The 14,301-nt window shown below is 72.6% G+C and carries 16 protein-coding genes and 1 tRNA gene; 10 read left to right on the forward strand and 7 right to left on the reverse strand.

Translation table 11 applies throughout. The features are described from left to right. Positions 1-51: 51 nt before the first annotated feature. Positions 52-531 carry a hypothetical protein gene (locus ACFYUS_RS09985; RefSeq protein ID WP_388847942.1) on the forward strand — a complete coding sequence of 160 codons (480 nt, stop codon included), beginning with the start codon at positions 52-54 and terminating at the stop codon, positions 529-531. A 137-nt stretch (positions 532-668) separates the two neighbouring features. Next, on the forward strand, positions 669-1,193 hold the full coding sequence (locus ACFYUS_RS09990; RefSeq protein WP_388847945.1) for a hypothetical protein: 525 nt from the start codon (positions 669-671) through the stop codon (positions 1,191-1,193). Between the two features lie 24 nt (positions 1,194-1,217). Here the strand turns inward: ACFYUS_RS09990 and ACFYUS_RS09995 are convergent, their stop codons facing one another. Beyond that, entirely contained in the window at positions 1,218-1,604 is a 387-nt protein-coding gene (locus ACFYUS_RS09995; protein ID WP_388847948.1) for a hypothetical protein, read from the reverse strand. A 57-nt stretch (positions 1,605-1,661) separates the two neighbouring features. Further along, positions 1,662-1,736 (reverse strand) — tRNA-Cys (locus ACFYUS_RS10000). Between the two features lie 180 nt (positions 1,737-1,916). Here ACFYUS_RS10000 and ACFYUS_RS10005 point away from each other — a divergent pair. The 5 genes from ACFYUS_RS10005 (at position 1,917) to ACFYUS_RS10025 (ending at position 7,219) form a co-directional block, all read left to right on the forward strand. Then, positions 1,917-3,386, forward strand: a complete 1,470-nt coding sequence (locus ACFYUS_RS10005) for an MFS transporter (protein WP_388847951.1) — start codon at positions 1,917-1,919, stop codon at positions 3,384-3,386. A 289-nt stretch (positions 3,387-3,675) separates the two neighbouring features. Then, positions 3,676-3,864 (forward strand): hypothetical protein, encoded by a 189-nt coding sequence (locus ACFYUS_RS10010; protein ID WP_388847954.1) that lies wholly within the window; start codon positions 3,676-3,678, stop codon positions 3,862-3,864. Continuing rightward, positions 3,861-4,247, forward strand: coding sequence for a type II toxin-antitoxin system death-on-curing family toxin (locus ACFYUS_RS10015; RefSeq protein ID WP_388847957.1), 387 nt, complete (start codon positions 3,861-3,863; stop codon positions 4,245-4,247). Before ACFYUS_RS10010 ends, ACFYUS_RS10015 begins: the two co-directional genes overlap by 4 nt. A 121-nt stretch (positions 4,248-4,368) precedes the next feature. Then, positions 4,369-6,165: a DEAD/DEAH box helicase gene (locus ACFYUS_RS10020; RefSeq protein WP_388849137.1), complete on the forward strand. Its 1,797-nt coding sequence runs from the start codon at positions 4,369-4,371 to the stop codon at positions 6,163-6,165. 412 nt (positions 6,166-6,577) lie between these two features. Continuing rightward, entirely contained in the window at positions 6,578-7,219 is a 642-nt protein-coding gene (locus tag ACFYUS_RS10025; RefSeq protein WP_053648453.1) for an IclR family transcriptional regulator, read from the forward strand. Positions 7,220-7,294: 75 nt separating this feature from the next. Here the strand turns inward: ACFYUS_RS10025 and ACFYUS_RS10030 are convergent, their stop codons facing one another. Further along, complete coding sequence (locus ACFYUS_RS10030; protein WP_388847960.1) at positions 7,295-8,263, reverse strand: ArsR/SmtB family transcription factor; 969 nt, start codon at positions 8,261-8,263, stop codon at positions 7,295-7,297. Positions 8,264-8,342: 79 nt separating this feature from the next. On the opposite strand from ACFYUS_RS10030, the gene ACFYUS_RS10035 reads away from it, so the two are divergent. Both ACFYUS_RS10035 and ACFYUS_RS10040 read left to right on the forward strand, forming a co-directional pair. Next, positions 8,343-9,470: an alpha/beta hydrolase family protein gene (locus ACFYUS_RS10035; protein ID WP_388847963.1), complete on the forward strand. Its 1,128-nt coding sequence runs from the start codon at positions 8,343-8,345 to the stop codon at positions 9,468-9,470. Between the two features lie 9 nt (positions 9,471-9,479). Then, positions 9,480-10,274 (forward strand): S16 family serine protease, encoded by a 795-nt coding sequence (locus ACFYUS_RS10040; protein ID WP_388847966.1) that lies wholly within the window; start codon positions 9,480-9,482, stop codon positions 10,272-10,274. Here ACFYUS_RS10040 and ACFYUS_RS10045 read toward each other — a convergent pair. The 4 genes from ACFYUS_RS10045 to ACFYUS_RS10060 all read right to left on the reverse strand — a co-directional run bounded on the left by ACFYUS_RS10045 (position 10,207) and on the right by ACFYUS_RS10060 (position 13,012). Then, a complete protein-coding gene (locus tag ACFYUS_RS10045) occupies positions 10,207-11,511 on the reverse strand; it encodes an MFS transporter (RefSeq protein WP_388847969.1) in 1,305 nt (434 codons plus the stop codon). The two genes, ACFYUS_RS10040 and ACFYUS_RS10045, sit on opposite strands and share 68 nt — an antisense overlap. Positions 11,512-11,567: 56 nt before the next feature. Further along, a complete protein-coding gene (locus tag ACFYUS_RS10050) occupies positions 11,568-11,756 on the reverse strand; it encodes a hypothetical protein (protein WP_388847972.1) in 189 nt (62 codons plus the stop codon). A gap of 42 nt (positions 11,757-11,798) precedes the next feature. Continuing rightward, positions 11,799-12,425: an ArsR/SmtB family transcription factor gene (locus tag ACFYUS_RS10055; RefSeq protein ID WP_388847975.1), complete on the reverse strand. Its 627-nt coding sequence runs from the start codon at positions 12,423-12,425 to the stop codon at positions 11,799-11,801. Between the two features lie 119 nt (positions 12,426-12,544). After that, entirely contained in the window at positions 12,545-13,012 is a 468-nt protein-coding gene (locus ACFYUS_RS10060; RefSeq protein WP_366036653.1) for an Lrp/AsnC family transcriptional regulator, read from the reverse strand. A 121-nt stretch (positions 13,013-13,133) separates the two neighbouring features. Here ACFYUS_RS10060 and hppD point away from each other — a divergent pair, with 121 nt between their 5' ends. After that, positions 13,134-14,279, forward strand: a complete 1,146-nt coding sequence (hppD, locus tag ACFYUS_RS10065; protein ID WP_388847978.1) for a 4-hydroxyphenylpyruvate dioxygenase — start codon at positions 13,134-13,136, stop codon at positions 14,277-14,279. Positions 14,280-14,301: the final 22 nt, after the last annotated feature.

Raw genomic sequence — 14,301 nt, forward strand, 5'->3', positions numbered from 1 at the left:
CTCGGAACCGATGAGTTCAGCGCGGACGGGGCCGCCGGGTTGGATGCGGCGGTGAACAAGTTGATCGAGGATCGGAAGTTCGAGGGTCCGGGCAGGGCGCTGGGGTACACCAAGGCGTGCTCAGCCGAGAGCCGGACCGCCCCGAGGTCCAGGATCAAGATCTACTTCGATGTGTACGAGGGAGCCAGTCTCTTCGACGACGGCACCAAATGGTCGAAGAGCGGACGGCACCTCTACGCCATGGGCCGGGAGTCGAGCACGGACAACAAGACGGCGTATCTCTTCGTGGGGTGTTCCAGCTCGCGACTCAAGGGGTCGGAGGCGCAGCCGGCCCCCCTTCAGGGCCGGCTCGAGTTCGACAAGCCCGCGAAGGGCGCCTACCCCGCCAACACCCCCGCCACCCGCGAGGCCTACCTCACCGTCCTCCACTCCGTCACCCTCGCGGTCGTGAAGAAGCTCGGCTGCGAGAACGACGCGGGGCTTCCCGAGAAGCCCGTCTTCACGGAGAAGAAGTGGCGCGGGGAGCAGTAGCGGAAGAAGCGGCGCGGGGAGCGGTAGCGGCCGCGGCCGGCGTTCTGCTGCTCGCGGTCACGGCCTGTTCGGGCGGAGGGAAGGCCGGGGGCGGAGCGGGGGTCGTCTCCCCGGCCGCTCTGAAGAATTGCGGGAAGGTGTTCGGGGAGCGGAACGTCGAGGCGCTCCGGGCCGACCTCGGGGAGGGTTTCCAGCCGCATGACCGCTCGCTCACCGAGATGAGGGAGCGGATGCTCGCGGAGGCGCAGGGCTGGGATCCCGATACGGACGAGCTTGCGCGGACGACCTTCCGTCCCTGCCAGATCAAGGGCCGGGCCGACGGGAAGGAAGCCTGGGTCAACGCCACGGTCGGCTGGTCGAGGTACGACGTGACCTTCGTGACCGAGGGGAAGTACGCGCGCGAATTCCGCGAGGTGGCGAAGGGGATCTATCTCGACCGCCGTGAGGGGGCCGACGGCCATCCCCTCATCATGCCGTGCACGGTCCCCGGCACCCGGGCGGGACAGGGCGAGAAGCCGCCGCTCCAGGTCTCCGTGGCCGATGCGGACCGCACGACTCGGCCCGTATCGACGGAGCAGCTGCTGAAGGCGCTCGCGGAGAGCACCCGGGAGCTGCTCGGGTGCGCCGAGAAGGTCACCGTCCCGGAGAAGCTGCTGCCCTGAGGGCGCGGGGAGCGGCGTGACCCGTCAGTCCCCGGCCGTCCCGGCGGCCGGGGCCAGCTGGGACAGGAGCAGGGTCGTCGCGCGGGTGATCAGGGCCGCGAGGAGGATCGTCGCGAGGCCGTCGACGCGGAGGTCGCCGACCTTCGGGCCGAGCCAGGAGAGCAGCCACCAGATCAGGGCGTCCTGGACGAAGCCGGCGAGGCCGAAGACCAGGAGGGCGGGGGCCGGGACGCGGCCCGAGGGGCCGATGAAGACCACCTGCGTGAGGACCGTCATGACGACGGCCGCCGTGAGGACGGAGAGGACCGCGTCGATGGTCTCCGTGCCGCGCACGGCGATCCCGGGCAGCAGGCCGCAGGCGAGGCCCACGCCGATGAGGACGCCCAGTCTGCGTCCGCCTTGAGCGTTCATGGGCGGACTGTCGCACACCGTGCGGCGCGCTGTGAAGATCCCGTGAGGGAGATCGCTTGGAGACCGTGATCGGAATCGAACCGACGTAACTCGCTTTGCAGGCGAGCCCCTCAACCACTCGGGCACACGGTCGTGTTGTGCACGAGTAAGACCGTAGGGCGGGGGCCGGGAGGGGCTCAAGGGTTTCCGGGGGCGTGCCATGCGACTGCCATGCCGCCGCAACATTCCGTTCGCGGTCGTACGTCCGAAGGCCGAGGGCCATCGGGACTCCTGACAGGAGCCAATCCCGGGATCGCCTCTTACTCTGGGGGGATGAGTGCCCTCGAACCCCGCGACGCCGACGTCGCCGACATATCCGGACCCCCTGCCGCTCCAGGCGACGCCAAGGGGTCCGTCCTCGACGCGCGGCACCGGGCGCTCAGCATCGGCATGGTCTCCGTCGTCCTGCTCATCGCCTTCGAGGCGACCGCCGTCGGCACCGCCATGCCCGTCGCCGCCCGTGAGCTCGACGGCATCCCCCTCTACGCCTTCGCCTTCTCCGCGTACTTCACCACCAGCCTCTTCGGCATGGTCCTGGCCGGCCAGTGGTGCGACCGGCGCGGCCCCCTCGCGTCCCTCACCGCCGGCATCAGCGCGTTCGCCGCCGGACTGGTCCTCTCCGGGACCGCCGGCACCATGTGGCAGTTCATCCTCGGCCGGGCCGTGCAGGGGCTCGGCGGCGGCCTCGTCATCGTCGCCCTGTACGTGGTCATCGGCCGCGCCTACTCCGAACACCTCAGGCCCGCGATCATGGCCGCCTTCGCCGCCTCCTGGGTCGTCCCCTCCGTCGTCGGACCCCTCGCCTCCGGAACCGTCACCGAGCACCTCGGCTGGCGCTGGGTCTTCCTCGCCATCCCCGCCCTCGTCGTCTTCCCGCTGGCCCTCGCCCTCCCCGCGATACGCCGCACCGCCTCCGGCCCCGCCGACCCAGCCGCGCCCGTCGCCCCCTGGGACCGGCGCGGCATCCTGCTGGCCCTCGCCATCTCGACGGGCGCGGCGCTCCTCCAGTACGCGGGCCAGGAACTGAGCCTCCTGTCCCTGCTCCCCGCCGCGGCCGGTCTCGCGCTCCTCGTGCCCGCCGTCCGCGGACTGCTGCCGCGCGGCACCTACCGGGCCGCCCGCGGGCTGCCCTCCGTCATCCTGCTCCGCGGCGTCGCCGCCGGGTCCTTCATCGCCGCCGAGTCCTTCGTCCCCCTCATGCTGGTCTCCCAGCGCGGCCTGAGCCCCACCCTGGCCGGCTTCTCCCTCGCCGCCGGCGGCCTCACCTGGGCGCTCGGCTCCTGGATCCAGTCCCGGCCGTGGACGGAGCCGTACCGCGAGCGGCTCGTCGTCCTCGGCATGATCCTCGTCGCGCTCGCGATCGCCGCCGCGCCCAGCGTGCTCATCCCCTCGGTGCCGGTGTGGGTGGTCGCGGTGGCCTGGGGCTTCGGCTGCCTCGGCATGGGCGTCGTGATCGCCTCGACGAGCGTGATCCTGATGAAGCTCTCCGCCCCCGAGGAGGTCGGCGCGAACTCCGCCGCCCTCCAGATCTCCGACGGCCTCTCCAACGTCCTGCTCCTCGCCGCCGGCGGCGCCGCCTTCGCCGCCCTCGGCGGCGGCGCGGTGGGCCACGCGATGGACGCCGGCACCACCACCGGCTCCCACCCGGCCGCCTTCGCCGCCGTCTTCCTGCCGATGGCGGGAGTGGCGGCGGCGGGAGCCTGGGTGGCGACACGGCTGCACGGGGCGCCCGCGGAGGCGTGAGGGCGCCCGGGGCCAGGGCTGAGGCCGCGCAGGGGCGTGAGGCTGGCCTGGGCCGGTGTGGCGTGTACGTGGCTGAGGCCGCGCAGGGACGTGAGGCCGGCCTGGGCCGGTGTGGCGTGTGCGTGGCTGAGGCCGCAGGGGCGTGAGGCCGGCCTGGGACGGCGTGGCGTGTACGTGGCCTGGGCCGGTGTGGCGTGTACGCGGCCAGGGACGGCGCGGTGCGTACGCGGTCAGGGGCGGCGCCCGTAAAACCGTCGCCGTCCGTGTCGCCGCCCCCTACCCTTCCGGCATGCGTGAGATGACCGTTCCGGTCGGTGACGGGTTCGCCGACCTCGCCGATGCCCTGGGGGTCACCCCGGAGGAGCTCGCCGCCGAGGCCTGTGAGCGGGTGGTGACCGCGCGGGCCGAGCTCGTACGCCGAGAGGCCCTGCGTCTTGCCGGGCGGCACGACTCCCTGCTGAGGAGGCTCGGCGAATGAGCGACGGAAACCGTTTTCTGACCGTCGCGGAGGTGGCCGAGGTCGCCCGGGTCGCGTTCACCGGTGACGGGGTGCCCGAGCTGCGGGCGCCGGGGTTGCTGGCGTCCGCCGTGCATCGGCCGAGGGCGCGGATGATGGGGCGGAACGCGTACGAGGACGTGTACGAGCAGGCGGCGGCGCTGCTGCACGCGGTGGCGACGAACCACCCCTTCGTCGATGGGAACAAGCGGGCGGCGTGGCTGTCCGCGGCCACTTTCCTCGCCGTCAACGGAGTCGATCTCGCCGAGGTCGACCTCGATCGGGCATACGACCTGGTCATCGCCGTCGCGGGCGGCGAAGTGGCTGACATTCCGGACATCGCGCGCCGGATTCGGGAGCTGTGAGGACCGTCTCAAGCGCACCCGCCACGCCTTCGCGCGGGGCGGGTCGAGACGCCCGCACCGGTAAGGTGGCCCGGTTGTCATATCTGGACTGTCATTCCGTTGACGAGCGTCGAACCCGGAGATCGTGACTACTACCGCCACCTCCTCCCATCACCTTTCTCCCGCCTACCCGGGCCGGGCCCCGTGGGGTACCGCCGGCAAGCTGCGCGCCTGGCAGCAGGGCGCGATGGAGAAGTACATCCAGGAGCAGCCCCGTGACTTCCTCGCGGTCGCCACGCCCGGCGCCGGCAAGACCACCTTCGCGCTGACCCTCGCCTCATGGCTGCTGCACCACCACGTCGTGCAGCAGGTCACCGTCGTCGCCCCCACCGAGCACCTCAAGAAGCAGTGGGCGGCCGCGGCGGCGCGGATAGGTATCAAGCTGGACCCGGACTACAGCGCCGGACCGCTGAGCAAGGAGTACGACGGGGTCGCCATCACGTACGCCGGCGTCGGCGTGCGGCCCATGCTCCACCGCAACCGTTCCGAACAGCGCAAGACCCTCGTCATCCTCGACGAGATCCACCACGCCGGAGACTCCAAGTCCTGGGGCGAGGCCTGTCTGGAGGCCTTCGAGCCCGCCACCCGGCGCCTCGCCCTCACCGGCACGCCCTTCCGCTCCGACACCAACCCGATCCCCTTCGTCACGTACGAGGAGGGGAACGACGGGATCCGGCGGTCCTCCGCCGACTACACCTACGGCTACGGCAACGCCCTCGGCGACGGCGTCGTCCGCCCGGTCATCTTCCTCTCCTACAGCGGCAACATGCGCTGGCGCACCAAGGCCGGCGACGAGATCGCCGCCCGCCTCGGCGAGCCGATGACCAAGGACGCCATTTCGCAGGCCTGGCGCACCGCGCTCGACGCCAAGGGCGACTGGATGCCGAACGTCCTGCGCGCCGCCGACCAGCGCCTCACCGAGGTCCGCAAGTCCATCCCGGACGCCGGCGGCCTCGTCATCGCCTCCGACCAGGACTCGGCCCGCTCGTACGCCAAGCTGATCCGCGAGATCACCGGCACCAAGGCCACCGTCGTCCTCTCCGACGACACCGGCGCCTCGAACCGCATCGACGAGTTCAGCGAGAACGACGACCGCTGGATGGTCGCCGTCCGCATGGTGTCCGAGGGCGTCGACGTCCCCCGCCTCGCCGTCGGCGTGTACGCCACGACCATCTCGACCCCGCTGTTCTTCGCCCAGGCCGTCGGCCGCTTCGTGCGATCCCGCAGGCGCGGCGAGACCGCGTCCGTGTTCCTTCCGACGATCCCCAGCCTCCTCGGTTTCGCCAACGAGATGGAGGTCGAGCGCGACCACGTCCTCGACAGGCCGAAGAAGGCCGGCGAGGACGAGGACCCGTACGCCGAGTCCGAGAAGGAGATGGCCGAGGCCGAGCGCCAGCAGGACGAGGACACCGGCGAGCAGGACATGCTGCCCTTCGAGGCGCTGGAGTCCGACGCCGTCTTCGACCGCGTCCTCTACAACGCCGCCGAGTTCGGCATGCAGGCCCACCCCGGCAGCGAGGAGGAGCAGGACTACCTCGGCATCCCCGGCCTCCTCGAACCCGACCAGGTCCAGCTGCTCCTCCAGAAGCGCCAGGCCCGGCAGATCGCGCACAGCCGCAAGAAGCCGGACAGCGACGCGGACCTCTTGGAGCTTCCGGCGGACCGGCGCCCCGTCGTTTCCCACAAGGAGCTCCTCGAACTGAGGAAACAGCTCAACACGATGGTCGGCGCGTACGTCCACCAGAGCGGCAAGCCCCACGGCGTCGTCCACACCGAGCTGCGCCGGGTCTGCGGCGGTCCGCCGAGCGCCGAGGCGACGGCCGGGCAGATCCGCGAACGGATCAAGAAGGTCCAGGAATGGGCCACGCGGATGCGCTGACCGCCGCGTGGAGGTGATCGAGGCCCGTACGCCGGTGCGCGTACGGGCCTCGGGCGTCCCGCGAGGAGCGGGAGCGCGCCCGGGGACCGGCCCCCACGGTCGGTCCCCGGGCGCCTCCACGCTACGGGCACGACATAGCCGATCTTGTCCGCCAAAGTCCCACGTCCGACCGACGAAGGTCCCGAACCGTCTTGATCCGCCCGCCTGCGCCCGGATTCTGGACGAGGTCTTCCGCTGAGCGGAGCGCGCCGCTACTGTCCCGGCTCACAAGCAATCGCCCCGTGGCAGCGCCGCCGCGGAGCGCAGCCGGTGTACCCCTTCCTGCCGGCGGCCTCTGACGTGCGTCGCCGCGGGACCGGCGCCGCAACTCCGTGAGAGATCCGCCGCCACTCACCTCGAAGGAGAGGGCGTCGTGACCGCGGAGACCTCCCAGACGCTCGACCGGGGACTCAGAGTCCTCAAACTGCTCGCCGACACCGACCACGGCCTGACGGTCACCGAGTTGTCCAACAAACTCGGTGTCAACCGGACCGTGGTCTACCGGCTGCTCGCCACGCTGGAGCAGCACGCCCTGGTCCGCCGCGACCTCGGCGGGCGCGCCCGCGTCGGCCTCGGCGTGCTGCGGCTCGGCCGGCAGGTCCACCCCCTCGTGCGGGAGGCCGCGCTGCCCGCGCTGCGCTCGCTCGCCGAGGACATAGGGGCGACCGCCCACCTCACCCTCGTCGACGGGGCCGAGGCGCTCGCCGTCGCGGTCGTCGAACCGACCTGGACCGACTACCACGTCGCCTACCGGGCCGGCTTCCGCCACCCCCTCGACCGGGGCGCCGCCGGTCGCGCCATCCTCGCCGCCCGCCAGGGCGGCCTGACCGAACCCGGCTACACCCTCACCCACGGCGAACTCGAAGCCGGCGCCAGCGGCGCCGCCGCCCCCCTCGTCGGCGTCACCGGCGTCGAAGGCAGCGTCGGTGTCGTCATGCTCGCGGACGCCGTCCCCGAGCGGGTGGGCCCCCGGGTCGTCGACGCGGCCCGGGAGGTCGCCGACGCGCTGCGCTAGAGCGCGCGGCGACGGTGAGCCCGCTCCGGTGCGGGCTCCGTCCCCCTCAGGGCCTCCGTCCCCGGCCCGCGGCGGCTAACGGGCCCCGTGGGGCTGGGGCTCGCGGTTCAGCAGGTCTCCCAGGGCGGTGACCGCGTGGTGGACCGAGCGGCCCGTGCGGGTCGTGGTGAGGAGCCCCGCCGCGCGGAGGGCCTGGGCGTGGGCGGAGGCCGTGGCGTTGCTGACGTTGAGGCGGCGGGCCAGTTCGGTGGTGGTGCGGGGGCGGGTGAGGGAGCGGAGGAGTTCGGCGCGGGTGCGGCCGAGGACGCCGGCGAGGGGGTCGTCGCCGGGGGCGGACGCCGGGTCGAGCGGAAGCCCGCCGCCCGCCGGGTAGGCGAGGACCACCGGCCGGCCCGGGAGGTCCTGGACGAGGGGGCCGCCGCGCCAGTGGAAGGTCGGCAGGAGGACGAGACCCCGTCCGGACAGGTGGACGTCGCGGGGAGGGGGCCCCGGCCACTCCCAGGCCCCGTCGTGGAGCCGCGCGCCCAGGGCCGTGAGCGCCGCGCCGAGACCGCGCTCCGCGACCGTCAGCGCGTGCCGGGTGAACTCCGCGCGGTGCAGGTCCTGGACCAGGGGCCACACGGGCGCGAGGACCGTCTCGTACGCCGCCCGCTGCGCCCCCTCCAGGACCCGCCACGCGCCCGCGTCCCCGCCGTGCAGGCCCTTGATCCAGGGCGGCACCGCGTCCCGCCCCGCGTACACCCGCTCCAGCTCGGACCGTACGAACTCCGGCCGGGCCGACCGGATCAGCGTGAGGCCCTCCTCCCGCGTGTCGCCGAGGACGTCGAGGAAGTGCGGGGCCGACCCGCCCGGGATCAGGTCCGCGAGCGGCTCGGCCGCGCCCGGCAGGGCGCGCAGCAGCCTGCCCCGCCAGCGGCCGAAGAGCAGCTCCTCGTGCGGGGCGCCCAGCATCATCAGGGCCGCGTGGAGCTCGGGGACGGGGGACGGCCGGGGCGCGAACCGCACCCGGGTGAAGTCCTCCGCCGTGAAGTGGACGCGCAGCAATCGTTCCCCCCGGACGCCAGCCTTTAGGGCAGGGCCTGAACCTTCGCGGCCGGGCCCCGCCCGACCAAGGATGCCGTGCATGAGCAACCACCCCGCACCCGGTCGTCGTACCGTCGCCAAGGGCGCCCTCCTCGGCGCCGCCGCCCTCCTCCTCGGACCCGGCACCGGAGCCGCCGGCGCGGCGGACGGGCCGGCCGCGCTCCGGCTGCCCGTGCCGACCGGCCCCCACCCCGTCGGGCTCCGGACCTTCGTCCTGACGGACGCCTCCCGCAAGGACCCCTGGGAGCCCGCCGTCGTACGCGAGGTGAAGATCAGCGTCCTGTACCCGGCCCGTGCCGTCGGCGGCTTCCCGTGCGCCCCGCAGCTCACCCCCGACGAGGCGGACTACTTCTCCTTCCTCGCCTCCCGCGTCCACCCCGGACTGCCCGAGACCGGCGTCGACTGGGGCGCGGTCCTCACCCACGGGCACGTGGACGCGCCCCCGCTCCCGGGGCGCCGCCCCGTGCTGCTGTACACGCCGGGCGGCGGCGACTCCCGCACCCTCGGTACGGCCCTCGCCGAGGACTTCGCGAGCCACGGCCGGATCGTGGTCCTCGTCGACCACCCCGGCGACGCCAGCCAGGTGGAGCTGCCGGGCGGGGTGCGGACGACCGTGCTCCGGGGGGACCCGGACCCGGCGACCTTCCGCACCATGATCGACACCCGGGTCGCGGACCTCCGCCTCGTCCTCGACCGGCTTCCCGGCCTCTCGCTCGCCCCCGCCATGGACCTGCGCCGGATCGGCGTGTACGGGCACTCGGCGGGCGGCACCGCCGCCGTCCACGCGCTGGCGGGCGACGACCGGATCGCCGCCGGCGTCAACCTGGAGGGGTATCTGGACCTCGACCCGAAGCTCGTGGCGGGACTCGACAAGCCGCTGCTCATGTTCCGCACGGACGGCTTCGAGTTCGCCGCCCGCCTCGAACGCTCCTGGGCGGGGGTCCCGGCCCGCCGCGTCCTGCTGACCGACGCCAACCACTGGATCTTCAGCGACTACGCGGACCTCGTCCCGCAGCTCCAGGCCGCCGGCCTCGTCACCGCCGGGGCCAGGGCCGCGCTCGTGGGGGCGGGGAACCCGGCGGTGGCGACGGCTCGCGTGCGGTACGGGGTGCGGGCCTTCTTCGACCGGAGGCTGCCGGTGGCCGGGCACCGGCGCGCGCCCCAGTAGATTGGGGGCGTGTTCTCCAGCCTCTCCCGCCCCCGTGCCCTCGCGCTCTGCGCGCTGCCCGTCGCCGCGCTCTTCGCCGTCGTCGGGCTCGCGCCGCTGCCGTACGCGATCGCGCAGCCCGGCACGACCGCCGACGTGCTCGGCAAGGACCAGGGCAAGGAGATCATCGCCATCACCGGCGCCCCGGTCCGGCCGACCACGGGCCAGCTGCGGATGACGACGATCCTCGCCACCGGGCCGTCCACGGACGTGGACCTCGCGGACGTGACCGACGCCTGGTTCCGCACCGACCGGGCCGTCCTGCCGCACGACTCCGTCTACCCCCCGGGGAAGACCGACGCCGAGATCGAGAAGCACAACCTCGGGCAGATGAAGGAGTCGCAGGACGCGGCCACCCTCGCCGCCCTCGGGTACCTGAAGAAGGACCCGAAGCAGGTGAAGGTGACCCTGCACCTCGCCGACGTCGGCGGGCCCAGCGCCGGGCTGCTCTTCTCCCTCGGCATCGTCGACAAGCTCGACGGCGACGGTCACGGTGGCGACCTCACCGGCGGCCGGACCGTCGCCGGTACGGGCACGATCGACCCGGACGGCACCGTCGGCGCGGTCGGCGGGGTGTCCCTCAAGACGCAGGCCGCCGCCCGGGACGGGGCCACCGTCTTCCTCGTGCCGAAGGCCGAGTGCGCGGACGCCAAGGCCGAGCAGCCGAAGGGCCTGCGCCTCGTGCCCGTCACCGCGCTCAGCGACGCGGTGGCGTCCCTGAAGGCCCTGGAGCAGGGGCAGGAGTCGAAGGTTCCGAGCTGCTGAGCCCCTCCTCGGGGCGCGGCGCGTCCATCGCCCGCCAGGCGGGGAAGACGAACGGCGAGAGCGTCGCGAGGAAGTAGACCGCGCCGAAGGAGAGCAGGGCGGTGGTGAGCCCGGCCCGCTCCACCAGATAGCCGGCCGCGAGGCCGCCGAGCGGGGTGGTCAGGAGCACGCTCGCGGTGCTGGCGCTGCCGACCCGGCTGCGCAGCTCCTCGGGGACGATCTCGTAGAAGACCGTGGTGAGGATCGGGTTGAGCACCCCGGCGCCGAGTCCGCCCAGCGCCATCGTGACGAGCAGCGGCAGGGTGCTGTCGGTGAACGCGGCGGTCACGTGCGAGGGGGTGCCGACGAGCAGGAAGCCGACGGCGAAGACCGGGCGGCGCGGGAAGCGGTGGCCGAAGGCCCCGTAGAGCAGGGCGCCGAGCAGGGCGCAGCCGCCGAAGACGGCGACGAGCAGGCCGAGCGCGGCCGAACCGCCGAGGTTCTCGCGGGCGTGCACGGGCAGCAGGACGCCGTTCCAGCTCTGCCCCAGGCCGTTGGTGATCATCACCATGACACTGACGCCGAGGAGGAGCCGGGTGCGCAGCAGGAAGCCGTAGCCCTCCCGCAGGTCCGCGCGGTACGTGGCGAGGGAGAGCGGCGGCGCGTCGCGCAGCGGCTCCGCGGACGGCATTCCGCGCAGGCCCACGAGGACGAGCAGCGCGGAGACGGCGAAGGTGGCGGCGTCGACGTACAGGACGGTGTCGGCGCCGATCAGCGCCACGAGGACGCCGGCGACGGCGGCGCCCGTCATGCGGGCACCGCGCGAGACGGCGTCGTACAGGCTCGCGGCGCGCGAGAGGGGCGTCCCGGCGCGCCGGGCCAGGTCGGGGACGAGGACGTGCCGGGCGGTCTCGCCGGGCGCGTGGAACAGGCCGGTGACGGCCATCAGCGCGCACAGCATCCAGAAGCGGAGCAGTCCGGCCCCGTTGAGCAGGGGGATCGCGGCGAGCGCGAGCCCGCAGACGAGGTCGGAGGCGATGGAGACCCGGCGGCGGCCGATCCGGTCGATGACGGGGCCGCCCGCGAGGGCGGAGAGGACGACGGGCGCGGCGGCGCAGAAGGCGACGAGGCCGGCCTTGCCGGGGCTTCCGGTGGTCTCCAGCGCGAACCACGGGACGGCGATGAAGGTGAGTGCGTTGCCGCTGATGGAGATGGTGTTGGCGGCCAGGACGGCGGCCAAGGGTGTGCGTGAGCGCACGGTGACTTCCCCCGGTTGGTTTTCTGCTGCGTGCCTTCTGTCCGTCTTCCCGTCCGTCAGGCGGCGGTGGTGGCGGTGCGGGGCGGGGTGACGGCCAACTTGAGGCCGAACTCGACGAGCTTCCAGCCTAGTTGGACCCGCATCGGGGTCGTGGTGCCGGCGGGGCGCGGCCGGGCGGCGGCGGCCTCGTCCTGGAGCTCCGCGGCGGTCAGCGTGTGCAGCTGGAGGTGGATGTCGGCGTGCATGGCGTGGTTCCTTCCGTCGGTTCGGAGGCTCGGTGCGCGTGCTCAGTTCTCGTGCTGCGGGAACGCGTGCAGGTGCATCCGTACGCGCTCGGCGCCCGGCGCGTCGGGGTCGGCGGTGTCGCCGTACTCGTTGATCAGCGCGTGGATCCTCTGGTTGAGCTCGCGCAGCCGCTCGGGCGGGAGGGCCAGCGTGAAGTCGCTGAAGTCCGCGGCGCCGTACCAGTCCTCGCCCCAGGCGTGGCGGGTGGCGACCCAGGTCGACAGCTCCTGGGTGTGGATGCTGGTGATCTCGTGCATGAGGACGTCGAGGGCGCCCTGGACCTCGGGGTCGGGGTTCTTGTGGAGCGTCTCGTCGAAGGACGTCCCCCGGTGGGCCGCCTTCCACCAGCGCTCCCGGCCCTTGCCGCGCGTCGGGTCGTCCACGATGAAGCCGTGGGCGGCGAGCTGGCGCAGGTGGTAGCTGGTGGCGCCGCTGGACTCGCCGAGCCGGTCGGCGAGCTGGGAGGCGGTGGCGGGGCCGTAGCGGCGCAGGGCGCGCAGGAGCTGGATCCGCAGGGGGTGGGCGATGGCGCGGAGGGAGCGCGGGTCGAGCGTGCGGGTCAGGAGCTCGTCGGGCTGTGTGTCGGCCTGCTCGGCGGGCTGCTGCGACGGGTCTTCGGGCTCGGGCATGGCTCCACCCTAGAGTTGCAAAGAAGTACTTGCAAGGGTTTCTTTGCAAGTACTTCTTTGCAGAACTCTCTTTGCGCGGGGCCCGGTTGCCTGAGGCCGGCTTGCCTGGGGCCCGGCCGCTACTCCTGCGCCGCCTGCTCCACGAGGGGGATGATCCGCAGCGGCACCGGGTTCTCCATCACGATCGCCGTGGACGCCCGCACGATCCCCTCGAAGGCCACCACCTTGTCGATCACCCGCTGGAGGTCCGCGTTCGAGCGGGCGACCAGGCGGCAGAGCATGTCGCCGTGCCCCGTCGTCGTGTGCAGCTCCAGCACCTCCGGCACCGTCGCCAGGTGCTCCCGCACGTCCGCGCCCTGCCCCTGCTTGATCTCGAGCGTCGCGAAGGCCGTCACCGGATAGCCCAGCGCCGCCGGGTCCACCTGCGGCCCGAACCCGCGGATCACCCCGCTCGCCTGGAGCCGGTCGAGCCGCGCCTGCACCGTGCCGCGCGCCACTCCCAGGCGCCGCGAGGCCTCCAGGACCCCGATGCGCGGCTCGCGCGCGAGGAGCGCGATCAGCCGGCCGTCCAAATGATCGATCGCCACAGCGGTCTCCCCATGGTCAGGATGTACAAGTCGCACGGCCATACTCGTCGGTCGCTGTGCAGATTGACCAGCTGATCAGCAAACTCTTGCGCACCTTGCCGAACGGCGGGACATTGCTGCCATGACTGAGACCATCGATCACACCCCTTCCACCGCGCGCAAGGCCGATCCCTTCCCGGTCAAGGGAATGGACGCGGTCGTCTTCGCCGTCGGCAACGCCAAGCAGGCCGCGCACTACTACTCCACGGCCTTCGGCATGAAGCTGGTCGCCTACTCCGGACCGGAGAACGGCAGCCGCGAGACCGCCAGTTACGTCCTCACCAACGGCGCCGCCCGTTTCGTGTTCACCTCCGTCATCAAGGCCTCGACCGACTGGGGCCGCTTCCTCGCCGAGCACGTCGCCGAGCACGGTGACGGCGTCGTCGACCTGGCGATCGAGGTGCCGGACGCCCGCGCCGCGTACGCCTACGCCGTCGAGCACGGCGCCACCGGCATCACCGAGCCGTACGAGCTGAAGGACGAGAACGGCACCGTCGTCCTCGCCGCCATCGCCACGTACGGCAAGACCCGCCACACCCTCGTCGAGCGCTCCGGCTACGACGGCCCCTACCTGCCGGGCTTCGTCTCCGCCAACCCGATCGTCGAGCCGCCGGCCAAGCGCACCTTCCAGGCCATCGACCACTGCGTCGGCAACGTCGAGCTCGGCAAGATGAACGACTGGGTCGGCTTCTACAACAAGGTCATGGGCTTCACGAACATGAAGGAGTTCGTGGGCGACGACATCGCGACCGAGTACTCGGCGCTCATGTCGAAGGTCGTCGCGGACGGCACCCTCAAGGTGAAGTTCCCGATCAACGAGCCGGCGATCGCGAAGAAGAAGTCGCAGATCGACGAGTACCTGGAGTTCTACGGCGGCGCCGGCGTCCAGCACATCGCCCTCGCCACCAACGACATCGTCGCCTCCGTGCGCGCGATGCGGGCCGCCGGTGTCCAGTTCCTCGACACCCCCGACTCGTACTACGACACCCTCGGCGAGTGGGCCGGCGAGACCCGCGTCCCCGTCGAGATCCTCCGCGAGCTCAAGATCCTCGTCGACCGCGACGAGGACGGCTACCTCCTCCAGATCTTCACCAAGCCGGTCCAGGACCGCCCGACCGTCTTCTTCGAGATGATCGAGCGCCACGGCTCCATGGGCTTCGGCAAGGGCAACTTCAAGGCCCTCTTCGAAGCGATCGAGCGCGAGCAGGAGAAGCGCGGCAACCTGTAGCCGCCGCCGGTGAGGGGTCTCG

Source organism: Streptomyces sp. NPDC004284 (assembly GCF_042874035.1).
Classification (GTDB): Bacteria; Actinomycetota; Actinomycetes; order Streptomycetales; family Streptomycetaceae; genus Streptomyces.